Origin of the sequence: Sneathiella sedimenti (assembly GCF_017313765.1) — a bacterium.
GTDB classification, from domain to species: domain Bacteria; phylum Pseudomonadota; class Alphaproteobacteria; order Sneathiellales; family Sneathiellaceae; genus Sneathiella; species Sneathiella sedimenti.
Genome location: NZ_JAFLNC010000002.1, coordinates 635977 through 651437, shown reverse-complemented (window position 1 = coordinate 651437; position 15461 = coordinate 635977). Strand labels below are relative to the sequence as shown.

General features: G+C 56.3%; 18 protein-coding genes. 6 read left to right on the top strand and 12 right to left on the bottom strand.

Translation table 11 applies throughout. The annotated features are described in order from the left end of the window. The first annotated feature begins 9 nt into the window (after positions 1–9). Positions 10–714, top strand: coding sequence for an SDR family oxidoreductase (locus J0X12_RS08255; protein ID WP_207044111.1), 705 nt, complete (start codon positions 10–12; stop codon positions 712–714). Positions 715–1021: 307 nt separating this feature from the next. Continuing rightward, entirely contained in the window at positions 1022–1156 is a 135-nt protein-coding gene (locus J0X12_RS17495) for a hypothetical protein (protein ID WP_273543393.1), read from the top strand. A gap of 35 nt (positions 1157–1191) precedes the next feature. On the opposite strand, the gene ppk2 is transcribed toward J0X12_RS17495, so the two are convergent. The 7 genes from ppk2 to J0X12_RS08220 form a co-directional block, all read right to left on the bottom strand. Beyond that, positions 1192–1950 (bottom strand): polyphosphate kinase 2, encoded by a 759-nt coding sequence (ppk2, locus tag J0X12_RS08250; RefSeq protein WP_207044109.1) that lies wholly within the window; start codon positions 1948–1950, stop codon positions 1192–1194. A gap of 130 nt (positions 1951–2080) precedes the next feature. Continuing rightward, on the bottom strand, positions 2081–3163 hold the full coding sequence (locus J0X12_RS08245; RefSeq protein WP_207044107.1) for a beta family protein: 1083 nt from the start codon (positions 3161–3163) through the stop codon (positions 2081–2083). A 14-nt stretch (positions 3164–3177) separates the two neighbouring features. Next, the gene (locus J0X12_RS08240) at positions 3178–3675 is read right to left on the bottom strand and encodes an ImmA/IrrE family metallo-endopeptidase (protein ID WP_207044105.1); all 498 of its coding nucleotides are present in this window, start codon (positions 3673–3675) and stop codon (positions 3178–3180) included. Between the two features lie 7 nt (positions 3676–3682). Beyond that, positions 3683–4144, bottom strand: coding sequence for a hypothetical protein (locus J0X12_RS08235; RefSeq protein WP_207044104.1), 462 nt, complete (start codon positions 4142–4144; stop codon positions 3683–3685). Between the two features lie 136 nt (positions 4145–4280). Continuing rightward, on the bottom strand, positions 4281–5240 hold the full coding sequence (locus J0X12_RS08230; RefSeq protein WP_207044101.1) for a ribonucleotide-diphosphate reductase subunit beta: 960 nt from the start codon (positions 5238–5240) through the stop codon (positions 4281–4283). Positions 5241–5283: 43 nt separating this feature from the next. Continuing rightward, positions 5284–7161: a ribonucleoside-diphosphate reductase subunit alpha gene (locus J0X12_RS08225; protein ID WP_207044099.1), complete on the bottom strand. Its 1878-nt coding sequence runs from the start codon at positions 7159–7161 to the stop codon at positions 5284–5286. Between the two features lie 493 nt (positions 7162–7654). Continuing rightward, the gene (locus tag J0X12_RS08220; protein WP_207044097.1) at positions 7655–7837 is read right to left on the bottom strand and encodes a YdcH family protein; all 183 of its coding nucleotides are present in this window, start codon (positions 7835–7837) and stop codon (positions 7655–7657) included. A gap of 132 nt (positions 7838–7969) precedes the next feature. Here J0X12_RS08220 and J0X12_RS08215 point away from each other — a divergent pair, with 132 nt between their 5' ends. Then, complete coding sequence (locus tag J0X12_RS08215; protein ID WP_207044095.1) at positions 7970–8548, top strand: UbiX family flavin prenyltransferase; 579 nt, start codon at positions 7970–7972, stop codon at positions 8546–8548. Between the two features lie 3 nt (positions 8549–8551). Here J0X12_RS08215 and J0X12_RS08210 read toward each other — a convergent pair whose 3' ends face one another. From J0X12_RS08210 to J0X12_RS08200, 3 genes are all read right to left on the bottom strand, one after another. Next, entirely contained in the window at positions 8552–10309 is a 1758-nt protein-coding gene (locus J0X12_RS08210; protein ID WP_207044093.1) for an adenylate/guanylate cyclase domain-containing protein, read from the bottom strand. A 154-nt stretch (positions 10310–10463) separates the two neighbouring features. Continuing rightward, complete coding sequence (locus J0X12_RS08205; RefSeq protein ID WP_207044091.1) at positions 10464–11153, bottom strand: hypothetical protein; 690 nt, start codon at positions 11151–11153, stop codon at positions 10464–10466. A 15-nt stretch (positions 11154–11168) separates the two neighbouring features. After that, complete coding sequence (locus J0X12_RS08200; RefSeq protein WP_207044089.1) at positions 11169–11744, bottom strand: TIGR02444 family protein; 576 nt, start codon at positions 11742–11744, stop codon at positions 11169–11171. 166 nt (positions 11745–11910) lie between these two features. Between J0X12_RS08200 and J0X12_RS08195 the strand changes: the two genes are divergently transcribed. Beyond that, complete coding sequence (locus J0X12_RS08195) at positions 11911–12120, top strand: YdcH family protein (RefSeq protein WP_207044087.1); 210 nt, start codon at positions 11911–11913, stop codon at positions 12118–12120. Between the two features lie 13 nt (positions 12121–12133). Here J0X12_RS08195 and J0X12_RS08190 read toward each other — a convergent pair whose 3' ends face one another. Further along, entirely contained in the window at positions 12134–12865 is a 732-nt protein-coding gene (locus J0X12_RS08190) for a GGDEF domain-containing protein (protein WP_207044085.1), read from the bottom strand. Positions 12866–13069: 204 nt separating this feature from the next. On the opposite strand from J0X12_RS08190, the gene purE reads away from it, so the two are divergent. Together purE and J0X12_RS08180 are read left to right on the top strand one after the other, a co-directional pair. Then, on the top strand, positions 13070–13558 hold the full coding sequence (purE, locus tag J0X12_RS08185; RefSeq protein ID WP_207044083.1) for a 5-(carboxyamino)imidazole ribonucleotide mutase: 489 nt from the start codon (positions 13070–13072) through the stop codon (positions 13556–13558). 14 nt (positions 13559–13572) lie between these two features. After that, entirely contained in the window at positions 13573–14661 is a 1089-nt protein-coding gene (locus tag J0X12_RS08180) for a 5-(carboxyamino)imidazole ribonucleotide synthase (protein ID WP_207044080.1), read from the top strand. Between the two features lie 3 nt (positions 14662–14664). Here J0X12_RS08180 and J0X12_RS08175 read toward each other — a convergent pair whose 3' ends face one another. After that, positions 14665–15399 (bottom strand): SDR family oxidoreductase, encoded by a 735-nt coding sequence (locus J0X12_RS08175; protein WP_207044077.1) that lies wholly within the window; start codon positions 15397–15399, stop codon positions 14665–14667. Between the last annotated feature and the right edge of the window lie 62 nt (positions 15400–15461).

Here is a 15461-nt window from a genome sequence, read left to right as displayed (position 1 = left end):
AGGACTATCATGACGGATACGAAAGTGGCTCTTATCACCGCAGGCGGCAGCGGCATGGGCGCGGACGCGGCGCGCAAACTCGCAAGCGACGGCTTTAAGGTCGCGATCCTCTCCTCCTCCGGTAAGGGCGAAGCGCTCGCTGAGGAACTTGGTGGCGTTGGCGTCACCGGCTCAAATCTGGAAAAGGAAGATCTTCAGAAACTGGTCGATCTGGCGATGAAGACATGGGGCCGCATCGATGTGCTGGTCAATTCCGCCGGGCATGGACCCAAGGGCGACGTGCTGGAGATCAGCGATGAGGACTGGCACAAGGGCATGGAGGTCTATCTTCTGAATGTCATCCGGCCTGCAAGGATGGTCGCGCCGATCATGGCGAAACAGGGCGGCGGGACGATCATCAATATCTCCACCTTCGCGGTGTTCGAGCCCGACCCCCTCTTTCCGACGTCGGGCATCTTCCGGGCCGGGCTTGCCTCTTTCACCAAGCTGTTCTCGGACAAGTTCGCGGGTGACAATGTGCGGATGAACAATATCCTTCCCGGCTTTATCGACAGCCTGCCCGAGACGGAGGATCGCCGCGCCCGCATCCCCATGGGCCGCTATGGCAAGGCGGAGGAAGTCTCCGGCCTGGTGAGCTATCTCGCCTCCGACGCGGCGGCCTATATCACGGGTCAGAATATCCGCATCGATGGCGGGCTGACCCGGAGCGTCTGAACCCCGGGCCGCCAACGGAAAACGTGCCCTGTGCCGAGCGCCCACGAAACTTCCGGTTTATTTTGCAGAAATGTGTTATAATACGCCGGTGGAGCTGGCTGCCCTCCGGACTTTCCGGCAATGGCCTGCGCAACGCGGGGTGATTTCTCGCGGAGGCAAAGACAGGCAGCCATATTCCCACTCGATTTCGCCGCCCCTTCCCGGATTGAGGCGCCGAAACGCCGAACAGGGCGCCGTTATACCCGCCCAAAGTCGGCAAAAACTTATCCGTGTACAAGCGACCAACTTCTCTTGAAAGGGAAATCAGATGTCCAAAGGTAACAACAAGCGCGGAAACAAGGAAATCAAGAAACCGAAACAGGTGAAAGCCAAGGTTCTGGCCACCTCGGATTCCAACGCCGGCAAGGTGTCGCTGAACATCAACCGCAAGCCCGCGAAATAGGCGGAACCGCCGCCTGACGACTACAGGCCACGCGCTTACGGTGCAATGGCCCCGTTGGTGAGATGTTTCTCGTCAAACTCGAAAACGACCTCCGGATCGGGATGCGTATGCTCGAGGTCCTTGTCGGGACAATCGACATGGGCCATCAGGTGACGGATGACGTTGAGGCGCGTTACCTTCTTGTTGTCCGCCCGCACGATGTGCCACGGGGTGACCGGGTTATGGGTGCGTTTCAGCATCTCGTCCCGGGCGGCGCTGTAGTCGTCCCATTTTTCGAGGGCCACCGCGTCGATGGGGCTGATTTTCCAGGTTTTGAGCGGGTTCTGCCGCCGATCCTCCAGCCGTTCGGCCTGCTCGTCCTTGGTGATGTCGAGATAGTATTTGTAGAGCTGGATCCCGCTTGCGACCAGCAGCTGCTCGAACGACAGGACGGTGGCCATGAAATTCTCATACTCCGTGTCGGTGCAGAAGCCCATCACCCGCTCCACCCCGGCGCGGTTGTACCAGCTGCGATTAAAGAGGACCATTTCCTGCGCCGCCGGCAGATGCGCCGCGTAGCGCTGGAAGTACCAACTCGCCTGCTCACGGTCCGACGGCTTGCCGAGGGCCATAACGCGGGTCTCCCGCGGGGAGAGATGCTCGGTAATGCGCTTGATCGTGCCGTCCTTGCCGGCGGCGTCCCGCCCCTCGAAAATGATCAGGATTTTCAAATCATGGGCAATGATATGCCGTTGCAGCTTCACCAGCTCGATCTGCAACCGCTCCAGTTCTTTCTTGTACCGCTTCTTGTCCATCCTGCGCCCCGCCCTTTGCTTCCGTTGCAGTCCATCCTACCCGCCCCGCCCGGATAGCCCAAGGCAAAAGACGTGAGCGCCTTCGGGAGCGCGATGGGCGTGGTTTTTTTGAGGGAGTATGTGTGAGGAGTTAGTCCTCCCACTCTTCATCAAGGTCAATGCCCCTTATATCTCCATCATCAAAGAGAGCTTGCCGATGAAGATGGATATTGACGCGAGCTGCGACATTTTTTTGAGCGGAGTTTATTCCAAATGTCGGATTGTCTTTTGTTAACATTATCATTTGCTCGCCCCAAATTCCCAAACCACTTTCTGTTTCCCACTCCGGGCTACTGACTATTTCTTCGGCTGCTTTTTTAAAATCCCAATTATTTTCTTTGCTACGAGCAAAAACCCATGCGTCAGCAATCGGATAATCAATTCGAGGTTTTGGTGGTGAGGCAATTCCATATTGCCGCGGCCTTGTACTTCCCCAATCTCCATAAACAATTATATTCCTGTTAGTGCTTCTTTTTAAGCTATTTACCATTTCCCGATTACCAAACGGCAACACTTCTCTACCCTCTATAACTGTGTAATCCACAGGAATTGAAGTACAAGAAACAATAATAGGAATATTTGCGTCAATACCGCCCAACGGACCAGTTATTAGCCCGTGAATTTCAGCTTCCGTGATTTGGAAATTATTTGTCCATCCGCCATCAATCTGAATGACATAGTCCGCTGAACCAACCGCATTTAATGCCATTACAACATCATTAAGATTACTTGGTATTCGCTTGAGCTCTATTCTTATGCAGAATAACTTTCCTAAAGCTTGTATTGAACCAATTTGGTAGAGTAAGTCTTCCGTAGATTGTTCGGGTAATTGAATGCATGGAAGGATAAATTCATACTTCGAAACAAAGTCTATCCAATTCCGATAACGTTCTGTGTTTGAGAATAAACTTCGGAATTCTTCTTGAGCCGGTGAAAGCTCTCCAGAAACTTGATAATCTCTATCTAAGTCCAAAAAATAGGGCCGATGAGGAAAAGCTTTCTCTATTCGAGAAATTGAATTATCGAGTTCCTTAGACCTACCCCATGGAGCCAATAAAAAAATTGGAACCATTTTATCCTTTGTTAAACTCGGAAGCTTTTCTAAACCGTTCATTTCACTAGCACGAATAGCGAGTGTCGGTACGTAAGACAGAGCTCCAATATCAAACGCCAATACACACTTTCCTTCTATTGACCCAATCTAATTTCCATCGCTACTTTTGAAACACCAAAATCTTTCGCAAGCGTAGAAATCTCATCTTCTGTAATTCTATGATTGAATATTTCCATTTTCTGATCAACTAAAAATTTAGGCATCACCAAATCAGCTGCGAGTTTGTTCGCTTCAAACTCAATAATTTGAGGCTGATCAGACCGATAGAGAACAGTATCTTTGATCCCATCATTAGTGTTATCTATAATCTCTCTATGCAGAAGGAAATGCGCTATTTCATGGGCCAAAGTAAAGCGTTGTCGTTCTCGACTCTCATATCGGTTAATCTTAATTTCATAGCCCGTATTAATTTTACGTATGAGACCAGAATAATTTGATGGCAACGAAGATACTTTAACTTGAATCCCAAGCTCCTTAGCCATAGCCCCTAGTCGAACAGGAATCTCGTTAATATACTTCCCAACAATTGATAAATCTCTATCAGCAATTTTCCTACTACCGTATAATTGCATAATACTATTACCTTATTTCTTTATCATTGGGGTCGAATCCTTCGTCCAGTTCTTCTTCGATCGTCGTTCCATAAAGGGCTTTTGCAAATGCTTCGTCCAACTTTCCGCCTTTACCAGCATTATCTATTAATTCTTGAATACGAGGACCAAGGCGCTCGAGAATAGCTAAATCTACCTTTTCATCAAGTGATCCATCGAGTTTTTCGCCTGCGATTTTCTCTGCGCTATTAACCGAAGCAGATCTGATGGACTGATAACCGAAAACTGCAGCAATACCTACAATTAGTGCAACACAACCGAGAACGACTGTAGCAGCAGTAAGTCCTACGGACGCGAGTTCAGCAAAACCAAACTCAACATTCGTGGTGCCCGGCATATGACTGCCAACAAATTCAAAATCGAAGGTCATTGAAAGAGCGCCGATTAAAATACCTAGCACTAAAAAGACAATCGCTTTTAGCCAACCCATATCAGGAAATCCAACATCATAGTGATTTAACCACAATAAATAGAATATGATTATTCTACACTATGTTCGGTAGATCGCAAATTTAGATCACATTGCTGATATTTCGTGATTTGTGACTAAGAAAGGAACTAACCCCTCAAGCAAACGCCTCGTCCCACGTCCCCTTTGTGGCGGCTTTCGAATACTCCGTGGCGCGGTTCTCGAAGAAGTTGGTATGCTCCACCGCATTGAGGATGGCGTCGAGCCAGGGCAGCGGGTTTTTCTCGATATGGTAGATTTCATCGAGGCCGAGCTGGGTCAGGCGGCGGTCGGCGATATAGCGGATATAGCCCTTGATCTCGTCGGCCGTCAGCCCCTCGATATCCCCGGCGCTGAAGGCGAGGTCGATAAAGGCATCCTCATGGATGACGATCTCGCGGCAGGTCGCATAAAGCTCCTGACAGAATTCCTTGGTCCAGATTTCCGGGTTTTCCGACACGAACGTCTTGAAAAGCTTGATGATGGAGTTGCAATGCAGGCTCTCGTCGCGGACGGACCAGGTGACGATCTGCCCCATGCCCTTCATCTTGCCGGTGCGCGGGAAGTTGAGCAGGATGGCGAAGCTGGCGAACAGCTGTAGCCCCTCGGTAAAGGCGCCAAAGACGGCGAGGGTTTTCGCGATCTCCGATTTGTTCTCCACATTGAACTGCTGCATATAGTCGTATTTGTCCTTCATCTCCTTATAGTGGAGGAAGGCGGAATACTCTGTCTCGGGCATGCCGATGGTGTCGAGCAGATGCGAATAGGCGGCGATATGCACCGTCTCCATATTGGAGAAGGCGGCGAGCATCATCTGCACCTCGGTTGGCTTGAACACGCGGCTGTAATGGCGCATGTAGCAGTTGTTGACCTCAATGTCCGACTGGGTGAAGAAGCGGAAAATCTGCGTCAGCAGATGCCGTTCCGACTCGGACAGGGTGTTGTGCCAGTCCTTCACGTCATCGGCAAGCGGCACCTCTTCCGGCAGCCAGTGAATCTGCTGCTGTTTCAGCCAGGCATCATAGCACCAGGGATAGGAAAAGGGCTTGTAGACGGGCTTGGCATCAAGAAGGGACATGTCGGCTTCAATTCTTCACGTAATCGGTTGAGGGTGCCCCGCCCTACTGGCAGGCGAGGCATTCTTCGTAGTCGGTGGTCTCGCCGGCGGCTTCCACTGCCTGGGCGACGGCGGGAGCAAGGCTCGCGGCCAGCTCGCGCAGTTCCTTCGGCAACTCCTCCTTCGTCGCGACAACCTCGGCCCGCTGCATGGATTTGGAGCGGCAGTAATAGAGGCTCTTGACCCCCTGCTTCCAGGCCATGAAGTGAATCTGGTGCAGGTCGCGCTTATGCACGTCGGCGGGCAGGAAGATATTGACGGACTGCGACTGGTCGATCATCGGTGTCCGGTCGGCGGCCAGCTCGATAATCCAGCGCTGGTCCAGCTCGAACGCGGTCTTGAACACGTCCTTCTCGTGATCGTCGAGGAAATCGAGATGCTGGACGGAGCCTTCCTTCACGGTGATGGAGCTCCAGACATCCTCGTTATCCTGTCCCTTCTCTTTGAGCAATGCCTTCAGATGCGGGTTACGCACGTTGAAGCTGCCCGACAGGGTCTTGTGGGTGTAGCTGTTGGCAGCCGCCGGCTCGATCCCCGGGCTCGCGCCGCCGCAGATGATGGAGATGGAGGCCGTCGGCGCGATTGCCGTCTTGTTGGAGAACCGCTCGTTAAAGCCGTAATCCGCGGCATCCGGGCAGGCGCCCCGCAAGTCCGCGAGGGATTTAGAGGCCGCATCGACGCCCTTCTGGATATGGGTGAAGATCTTGGTGTTCCAGACTTTCGCCATGACCGATTCCAGCGGCACGCGCTTGGCCTGCAGGAAGGAATGGAAACCCATCACGCCGAGACCGACGCTGCGTTCGCGCGCGGCGGCGTATTTCGCCCGCGCCATTTCGTCCGGCGCACGGTCGATGAAGTCCTGCAATACGTTATCAAGGAACAGCATGACATCCTCGATAAAGCCGTCCTGCCCTTCCCACTCGTCATATTTCTCAAGGTTGAGCGAGGACAGGCAGCAGACCGCCGTGCGTTCCTTGCCAAGGTGATCGATCCCGGTCGGGAGCGTGATCTCCGCGCAGAGGTTGGAGGTCTTTACTTCCAGACCGGCGAGCTTGTGATGCTCCGGCATCTGGGCGTTCACCCGGTCGTTGAAGATAATATAGGGCTCGCCCGTCTCGACCCGCGCCGTCATAATCCGGATCCACAGGCTGCGCGCACTTACCGTGCGGACAACGGCCTGGTCATGCGGGCTGGTCAGCGCCCACTCGTCATCCTTCTCGACCGCGCGCATGAAGGCATCGGAAACGAGAATGCCGTGATGCAGGTTCGGGGTCTTGCGATTGGGATCACCGCCGGTCGGGCGACGAATCTCGATGAATTCCTCGATCTCCGGATGGGAGATCGGCAAATATACGGCCGCGGAACCGCGCCGCAGCGATCCCTGGCTGATGGCGAGGGTCAGGCTGTCCATCACCCGGATGAACGGCACCACGCCGGAGGTCTTGCCGACCGCGCCGACGCCCTCGCCTATGGACCGCAGATTGCCCCAATAGCTGCCGATGCCGCCGCCTTTTGCGGCGAGCCAGACATTCTCCGTCCAGAGATCAACGATTCCGCGCAGGCTGTCATTCGATTCATTGAGGAAGCAGGAAATGGGCAGGCCACGGGTCGAGCCGCCATTGGACAGAACCGGTGTTGACGGCATGAACCACAGCTTGCTGATATATTCATAGATGCGCTGGGCATGAGAATCACCTTCGCCATAGGCGCTCGCCACCCGGCCGAACAGGTCCTGGAAACTTTCCCCCGGCAGAAGATAGCGGTCTTTCAGGACCGCCTTGCCGAACTCCGTCAGATATTTGTCCCGGCTATGATCGATCTGGACGCGTGCGCCCCCCTTGACTTGAACGATATCTGTCAGCATGTCGACCGTATCCAGCATTCGCCTTACCCCTTCTGTCTTCGTCTTGTTACGCGGCGGAATACGCCCAAAATTGTAATAAAATATCGTTCAACATGCCTTATATTCGCAACAATTTCCGGATAGGCTGTGTTTTATTCCGGTCATTACAACAATAAGCGGTTTTTATGGTCGTTAATTGAACTTAAAATGCCGCCGATTTCGCGCGCGGCCACTATATATTGTATAAAGCCGCCGATCTCGTCAACAGCTTGTGGAAAACTTTTTAAAAAAATAAGGCTTGACGAATCACCAATTCGCTATTCCACCTTTGTTAACCATAAAAGACGCCCTCTCAAGCGCCCGTTATGGGCCGAATATCGTCGCGATCGCCGGGCCGTCTCTCGTTCCGTCGGCCAGGCCGGATTGCCGCCGCGCCGCGCCTCGAACCGAGAGAAAAAATAAGCGCCGAAACGAATTTCAGCGCTTGTCCCGTCTTATTGGAATGTGTCAGGAAACGGTGGCAACCTGCCGGTTAATGGGTCACTTTCCCCGCTCGGGACAACATCGATATCTTTTCCTTGAGCCTGAGTTTTTCACGCTTGAGTTCACTGATATGCACATGATCTGCGGACGGGCTGGCCATCTCATTTTCGATTTTTTCTTCGATTTGATGGTGTTTTTCGGTCAGCTGTGCAACATGATCTGCAGTGCTCATAGTGGATCTCCTTTGTTAAAAACGACAGGATGCTGGCAAGCCAGCGGTAGACAACTTTATATTACAGATTTATGAACAAAATGACTATGATTCAATGTCTCAAGGGCATAATTTTTGGAAGAAAATTATAAGATGGCGGAAAATCAACGACTTGTAATCGGGATAAGCGGGGCGTCCGGCGCGAGCCTTGGCATTCGCCTGCTTCAGGCCTGCCAGAAGCTTGGGGTCGAGACCCATCTGGTCATCAGCAAGGCCGGGGAAATCACCATCGCGCAGGAAACAGATTACAGCGTCTCCGACGTCAAGGCCCTCGCCTCCCAGGTCCATAAATCGGCGGACATTGGTGCGACGATCGCGTCAGGTTCCTATCCGACCATGGGCATGGTGGTGGTGCCCTGCTCCATCCGCACGATGTCGGAAATTGCAACCGGCGTCACCAGCAGCCTGCTGACCCGCGCCGCAGATGTTTGTTTAAAAGAACGCCGTAAGCTCATACTGGCAGTCCGGGAAACGCCTTTCCACACGGGGCATCTACGCACCCTTACGCAGCTCTCGGAAATGGGGGCGATCATTGCCCCACCTGTGCCGGCCTTCTATACTAGGCCGCAGACCACCGACGAGATTGTCGACCAGTTCACCGGCCATCTGCTCCGCCTGCTGGGGATCGAGAATGACCTGGTGCGCGAATGGCGGGGGTTGAAGGGCGACTAGCTTTTACGTCGCCGGTCCCGGTTCCGGCAAGCCGGCGTCGGCCAGCTCCTTGCCGAAATGCTCGAATATCGGAACCCGCAGATTTATCCGGTAGGAGGGCGTCACCTCCATAAAGCGCACCGCCGCTGCCCGCGCCTCCTCCAATTTTCCAAGACGCATCAGGCTGAGGATCATGATCAGGTGCGACGGAACATGCGTCGGGTAGATCTGGATGCCGCGCCGGGCGGTGGCCAGCGCCAGTTCATACTCGCCCCGCATAAGCCGCGCGCCTGCGATTGCCGCATGGGCCATCACGCTGAGCGGCTCAAGCGGCGAGAGCCGGAGCGCCTGCGACGCCAAGGTTATCGCATCCTCATAGTGGCCCGCCCAGACATTAATCACCGCACCATGGCCATGGGCATGAACAGAGCTGGGGTTGATGGCGAGCGCCCGCGCAATCATTTCCAGCGCGGAGTCGAAATCGCGGGTCGCCATCGCTAGGGAAATAGCCGCATGGGCAAGCGTGCTAGCGTCTTCAGACCGCAGCGCCTGAACCGAGCGCGCATGATGCAATGCGGCGTCAATATAGGATCTGGGCAGTGATCCCTCCCAGAGCGAGCGGGCGAAATAGCACCAGGCGGCGACACCATGGGCCTCGGCATAGCCGGGATCCAGTGCCAGCGCTTGCTGGATCAGGTCGAGCGCGGCAACGCGCGCCGCCGGGGTCACCTCATACATATGGGCGATCGCCTGGAGATAGAGATCGTAGGCATCGTAGTCGCCGGGGCGCTTCCGTTTCACCCGCTCAATCTCCGCGAGACGGACGTTCGGCTCGATGGCGCCGATGACGGAAAGGGTAATCTCGTCCTGCAGATCGAAAACACTGGCGGCGGATCCGTCAAACCGCCGTGCCCAGAGCTGCCGTCCGGACTCCGCCTCGATCAACTGGGCGGAAATGCGAAGGGAATCAGCCGACTTGCGCACACTCCCGTTCAGGAGGTACCGGGCATTCAGTTCAGCCGCGACCTGTCGAAGGTCCGGCGACTTGCCCTTGAAGAAGAAGGTGGAATTGCGTCCAATCACCGTCAGCCACTTGATTTGCGAAAGCCCGGTGATGATTTCCTCCGCCATGCCATCGGCGAAATACTCCTGCGCCGGATCACCGCTCAGGTTATCGAACGGCATGACCGCAATGGTTGGCCGCGCCGGCGTCGCTGCTTTTGGAGTCTGCCGCAACTTGCCTGCCGATGCCCCGGAAAGACTGATGCGATAGGCGACGACCGGTTCCTGCATATTCTTGACCTGCTGGCGGCCAAGCGGCTCAAACTCGGCATCGACAATGCGGTTGGCCTGCTCGAACACACTTCCCGACACACAAATGCCCGACGCGTCGGCCAGCTGTTCCAGCCGAGCCGCGATATTCACTCCGTTGCCGAAGAGATCATCGCCGTCGACAAGAACATCACCGAGACTTATGCCGATCCGCAGGGAAAGGCGATTGTCGTCGGACACTCCCGGATCACGCGCCAACATCGCCCGCTGGAGGAAGAGCGCAAACTCTACGGCCGAGACAACGCTTTGAAACTCGATGAGAAATCCGTCCCCAATTGTCTTGAAGATACGCCCGCCATGGCTTGCCGCTGCCGGCTCGAGGATGTCCCGTTTCACCGCCTGCAGACGCGTGAGCGTGCCTGCCTCATCTTTTTCCATAAGCCGGGAATAACCGACGACATCGGCCGCAAGAATCGCCGCAAGACGTCGGACGGTACGTTGTGTTTGCATTCAGGATCCACCCAAAGCAGTTCAGTCAGGTCAAGTTTACGTTGAACTTTGCCCGCTGTCTCCACAATAGCATGACCCGATGAATTTTGGCCCCCGTCAACCCCCGAACAGGCCTGTCAGGCGGGGGTTGAAGGGCGGCGCGTAACGCCCTCTCTTATTCCCCGAGCGCCTTTACGACGTTGTAATAGGCATTCTCGCATTGGCCGACCGCCACTGTCCGCTTGTTTTCCGGATAATTCTTGTCCCTGACCCGCTGGTCTAGGCAAGCTCTCTTGCAGTTGTCGACCGCTCGCCGCGTGCCCGCGGGGAGCTTGTTGCTGTATTTCGCTTTACAATAGGCCGCCTTGTCCGGCATCAGGGCAATACGCTCGGCCAGAGTCATGCTTTCCTCCGGCTTGGCCTTGGGTGGCGGGTTGGCGGCGAGAACACGCTGATACTCGGCGTTACAATGCGCGACCAATTGCGTATTGGCCGAATCCTTTATTGCCTCGGTGCAGGCCTCCGCACAGGCTCTATCCCTGCGATTGATACAGGATTTGCCCTGATATTGCATCTGCTCGAGAACCGGGTCCCCTCTCTCGAGTGGCCCGCCCGCAGAGGCCTTCCGATAGAGCCAGTGGCAATTGTTCACCAGGGCCGTATCCGCCAAGTTGTCCGAGGCAACCCGACAGGCCTTGGCGCAATCTTCATCGCCCTTCGCGAGGCAGGCCTGTCCGTTCGTGATCAAGGCATCGCGCAGCACGTCTTCCTTGCTGGCCGCCCCAGCCGGAGGGCTGGCGACAAAAACGCAGACGAGAACGAGCAGGGAAAAGACGTATCGGGTGAATAATGCAGGCTGGGTCATGACTCTTTTTCTTGTTTATTGCAAGGAGGGGCCGAACAGGCCGGTCAGGCGGGGGTCCGCGCCGGGGAAGGCCTGCTGCCAGATCTGGAGCAGGTCAGACAGGTCATCGCGGGAAATGTCGCGGGTGACATGGCCGAGATAGGCGGCAAGATTGTCGGCTGCCGCCTCCCCCCGCTCCGCTGCACCGAAAGAACCCGTCGCAGGCCGTGTCAGGATTTCGTTCAGGAACTGCAGCTCCATATGCTCGGCGAAGAGTTCACTGTCCGAAATGCCGCGCCCCAACTCCGCCGCAAGACGGTTGTCGGCGGGGGCGATGTCCCCTTTAAGATAGCGGCGCACATGACGGAGCGGCGCCACCACGTCGGCCTGCCAGCGCGCGCCCGCCTCGATCCCGGCGATCATCTCGGCGTCCGTGAGGCGTCCGCGACCGCTCGCGGCCACCCAGACGGAAAATAGCAGCATGTTGACATCCAGCCCACGCCGGTCCTGCAGCCGGAGACAGGCCGCCGATACCTCGGGGTTATTGTAAAGCTTGACCGCATAGTCCCAGAGCTGGCTGGGCGGAAACACGGCCGAGGAATAAATCGCCATCCTGAACAGGCTCCCCCTTTTCAAGAAAAATGCCCCGATCCAGCGCCTAACCCTAGGCTTTCACGGGAAAAAGTGCTAATATTTGTGCTACGCTACGCCCTTACCCGCGTTAGGGTAGCATAGCTGTCGCTTCATTGGAAAATAGTTGTCGGGGTGCCTTTATATCATGGCGGAAATTGACGAGCAGGAACTACTGCGCGCACGGCTGGAACAATTGAAAACCGAACATGGCGACCTGGACCGGGCGATTGACGCCCTCATCGAAACCGGAAACTACAACTCGCTGCAACTGCAACGGTTGAAAAAGCGGAAGCTGATCCTGAAGGACCAGATTTACGCGACTCAGAATATGCTGCTGCCCGACATTATCGCCTGACCGCCAAACGCCCTCAGGCGTCGGGCTGGTCCGCCTGATGCTTTTCCTTATACATCTCATTATCGGCGGCACTGAGCGTCTGCTCCGGGTCCCGTCCGGGATTGATGGAGACAACGCCGGAGGACATCGAGGTCTTGAGTGCCGCGCCTTTCCAGATAATCGGCTTTTCCGCGAACAGGGCCGGCAGGCGGTCGATCAGGTTGCGCGCATCCTCCGCCCGGGTGCGGGACAGGATCAGGCCGAATTCATCGCCGCCGAGCCGCCCAACGATATCGGTATCGCGCACGCACTCCTTCAGGCGCAACGCCACCTGCGACAGCACATAATCCCCGGCCTCGTGACCGAGATCGTCATTGATGGTCTTGAATCGGTTGAGATCGAGATACACAAGGCTCGCCTCGGTCTGGTACCGCTCGACCGAGGCCTGTACGCGGGTGAGCTCGCGGACAAAGGCGCGCCGGTTATAGATCGGCAGGAGCGGGTCCTGATCGGCAATCTTCTCCGACTCGCTCAGGCGCCGCGACAGGTCCTTGATGCTCTGGCGCAGGTTGTCGACTTCCGTCATCAGGGTGGAAATGGCGTCGCGGACCCGGGGGGTCAGTTCGGCTTCGGGGATACCAAGGACAGTGGCGCTGTCTTCGATCTGCCGGGGAGCGGAATAACGGCTGGTCGTGGCCGCTTTTTCGGATTTCCTGCTTGAACTCGCCGACACGGGACGACCTTGTCCGCTTGATCCGATTTTCATGACCTGTCCCCTGTGCGCTGGCCCAACGGTGATTTGTAAGGCCGCAATTGTAAAACAATTTACCGAAAACTCAATCTATTCCGCCGCTTTGCCAGCAATTACAACTACGGCATGAGACGCCTGTAAGCTTCGCTTGCGTCTTTTGCCGGCATGCCTATAATCGCGGGCTTCAAACCGCCAGGGTCAAAACAGGGAACATCATTAATGACCAACCGGGATGCAGAAGTCGGGATCATCATGGGCAGCCAGTCCGACTGGGACACTATGAAGAACGCCGCTGATACGCTGGAAACACTGGGAATTCCGTTCGAGACAAAGATCGTCTCTGCGCACCGGACGCCGGACCGCCTCTATGAATATGCGACCCATGCCGCCGCGCGCGGACTGAAGGTGATTATTGCGGGCGCCGGTGGCGCGGCGCATCTTCCGGGCATGACGGCCGCGATGACGACCCTTCCCGTTCTCGGTGTGCCGGTCGAGAGCAAGGCCCTCAAGGGCATGGACAGCCTCCTGTCCATCGTGCAGATGCCGGGCGGTGTTCCTGTCGGTACTCTCGCCATTGGCAAGGCCGGCGCGATCAACGCCGCACTTCTCGCCGGACAGATCCTCGCGCTCCAGAACGGCACTTACGCAACAGCCATCAATGAATGGCGCATGCGGCAGACCGACGCCGTCGCCCTCGACCCCAAATAAAGGCACCCGACAACATGACAACGATATCACCCGGTGGACATATTGGAATTCTGGGCGACGGCCAACTCGGCCGCATGATGGCCATCGCCGCCGCGGAGATGGGCTATTTTGTGCATATCTACGGCCCCGAGAAGGACAGCCCTGCCGCCCAGGTGAGCCATCGCTCCACCGTCGCCAGCTACAGCGACCGGGACGCCCTCTCCGCCTTTGCAAAAAGCGTCGATGTCGTCACGCTGGAGTTTGAGAATATCCCGACGGAGACGGTTGACTTCCTCAGCGGGATCGTGCCCGTGCGGCCGGGCGCAAAAGTGCTGGAAATCACCCAGGACCGGCTGCTCGAGAAAAGCTTTATCAATAGTCTCGGCATCGGCACGGCGATTTTCTCCAATGTGGAATCCATGGAGGAACTGATCCAGGCAGTCCGACAGGTCAAGACCCCGGCGATCCTGAAAACCCGGCGGCTCGGCTATGATGGCAAGGGACAGGTAAAAATCACCGGTGCCAACGATCTGGACAAGGTCTGGGCCGACATGAACAACACCCCCTCGATCCTGGAGGGCCTGGTCAATTTCAAGATGGAAATCTCCGTGATTGTTGCCCGCAACCCGGCCGGGGAGATTGCCGCCTTCTGCCCGGTGGAGAACCGCCACAAGAACCATATCCTCGACGTCACGCTGGCGCCCGCCGATGTGCCGGACTGGCTCGCCGAGAAGGCGGTCGAGATCGCCGAGAAAATCGCCATGAAACTGGACCTTGTCGGGATGATCGCCGTCGAGATGTTCGTGACGAAGGACAACCAGATTCTCGTCAACGAGCTGGCACCGCGTCCCCACAACTCCGGTCACTGGACGATCGAGGGTTGCGCAACGAGCCAGTTCCGCCAGATCATCCGCGCGGTCTGCGGCCTGCCCCTCGGCGATCCCACCCGTCATTCAAACGCGGTGATGACGAACCTCATCGGCGATGATGTGCAACGCTGGGGCACCCTGCTCGAGGATCCGGAAAACAGCCTGCATCTCTATGGCAAGGCAGAGGCGCGCGACGGGCGCAAGATGGGCCATGTCACCCGCCTCTATCCGCTCAACCAGAAACCGAAGGCCTGACGCCTAGGCCGCCCAGCCGCCCGCGAAATAGAGCACCTGTCCGGTGATGTAGTTCGACTTGTCCGAGACAAGGAAGAGAAGGTAATCGCCCGCCTCTTCCTGTTTGCCAAGGCGACCAAGCGGGATTTGCGAGGTGATCTTCTTGAACGCGGCCTCGTTCTCCAGCAATTCCTTCGGGAAATAGTCCGGGCTCTCGACGAAATTCGGCGCCAGCGCGTTCACCTGGATATTATAACGGCCGAGTTCCTTGGCAAGGGTCTGGGCAAGGGCATTGGTCCCGCCCCGCGCCGCCACATACATGGAATAGTTAGGAATGCCGTTTCTCGGCGCGGCGGAGGAAATAAACAGGATCTTGCCCTGCCCCGCTTTCTTCATATGCTTTGAGACTTCCTTCGCGAAATGAAAGCCGCGCACCACCAGCGCCTCCAGCGTGTTGCGCAGATCGCCGATATCCGCCTCATCGATGGACGCTTTCAGCGCCGGGAAGGCATCATTGTTGATCATCACGTCGATGCGCCCCTCCGCCGCGATGACCTGATCGACAATTGCCGTCGGGTCCTGCTCGGCAAGGGGTTTGACGCCGGGAATCTCGGCGGCGAACTTCTCCCGCGCGGCCGCGTCGGTAAAGGCGTTGTCATGGGCGTAGACGGTCGCGCCCTCGGCGATCATGACCCGCGATCCGGTCTTCCCCAGAAAATGCAGGGCGTCGGTGATCAGGATGATTTTTTCATTCAGCATTGTTATGTCCCGATTGTTGGCAAGTTGGATGTGCCAACAATAGGACCTCTCCCGCCAAAGGC

Excerpts from the sequence above, each read along its gene's own strand:
- J0X12_RS08210 (WP_207044093.1), bottom strand. The coding sequence starts at position 10,309 with ATGCAAACACAACGTACCGTCCGACGTCTTGCGGCGATTCTTGCGGCC.
- J0X12_RS08180 (WP_207044080.1), top strand. The coding sequence starts at position 13,573 with ATGACAACGATATCACCCGGTGGACATATTGGAATTCTGGGCGACGGC.
- ppk2 (WP_207044109.1), bottom strand. The coding sequence starts at position 1,950 with ATGGACAAGAAGCGGTACAAGAAAGAACTGGAGCGGTTGCAGATCGAG.
- J0X12_RS08200 (WP_207044089.1), bottom strand. The coding sequence starts at position 11,744 with ATGGCGATTTATTCCTCGGCCGTGTTTCCGCCCAGCCAGCTCTGGGAC.
- J0X12_RS08235 (WP_207044104.1), bottom strand. The coding sequence starts at position 4,144 with ATGGGTTGGCTAAAAGCGATTGTCTTTTTAGTGCTAGGTATTTTAATC.
- J0X12_RS08215 (WP_207044095.1), top strand. The coding sequence starts at position 7,970 with ATGGCGGAAAATCAACGACTTGTAATCGGGATAAGCGGGGCGTCCGGC.
- J0X12_RS08240 (WP_207044105.1), bottom strand. The coding sequence starts at position 3,675 with ATGCAATTATACGGTAGTAGGAAAATTGCTGATAGAGATTTATCAATT.
- J0X12_RS17495 (WP_273543393.1), top strand. The coding sequence starts at position 1,022 with ATGTCCAAAGGTAACAACAAGCGCGGAAACAAGGAAATCAAGAAACCG.
- J0X12_RS08175 (WP_207044077.1), bottom strand. The coding sequence starts at position 15,399 with ATGCTGAATGAAAAAATCATCCTGATCACCGACGCCCTGCATTTTCTG.
- J0X12_RS08190 (WP_207044085.1), bottom strand. The coding sequence starts at position 12,865 with ATGAAAATCGGATCAAGCGGACAAGGTCGTCCCGTGTCGGCGAGTTCA.
- J0X12_RS08255 (WP_207044111.1), top strand. The coding sequence starts at position 10 with ATGACGGATACGAAAGTGGCTCTTATCACCGCAGGCGGCAGCGGCATG.
- J0X12_RS08230 (WP_207044101.1), bottom strand. The coding sequence starts at position 5,240 with ATGTCCCTTCTTGATGCCAAGCCCGTCTACAAGCCCTTTTCCTATCCC.
- J0X12_RS08220 (WP_207044097.1), bottom strand. The coding sequence starts at position 7,837 with ATGAGCACTGCAGATCATGTTGCACAGCTGACCGAAAAACACCATCAA.
- J0X12_RS08225 (WP_207044099.1), bottom strand. The coding sequence starts at position 7,161 with ATGCTGGATACGGTCGACATGCTGACAGATATCGTTCAAGTCAAGGGG.
- J0X12_RS08195 (WP_207044087.1), top strand. The coding sequence starts at position 11,911 with ATGGCGGAAATTGACGAGCAGGAACTACTGCGCGCACGGCTGGAACAA.
- J0X12_RS08205 (WP_207044091.1), bottom strand. The coding sequence starts at position 11,153 with ATGACCCAGCCTGCATTATTCACCCGATACGTCTTTTCCCTGCTCGTT.
- purE (WP_207044083.1), top strand. The coding sequence starts at position 13,070 with ATGACCAACCGGGATGCAGAAGTCGGGATCATCATGGGCAGCCAGTCC.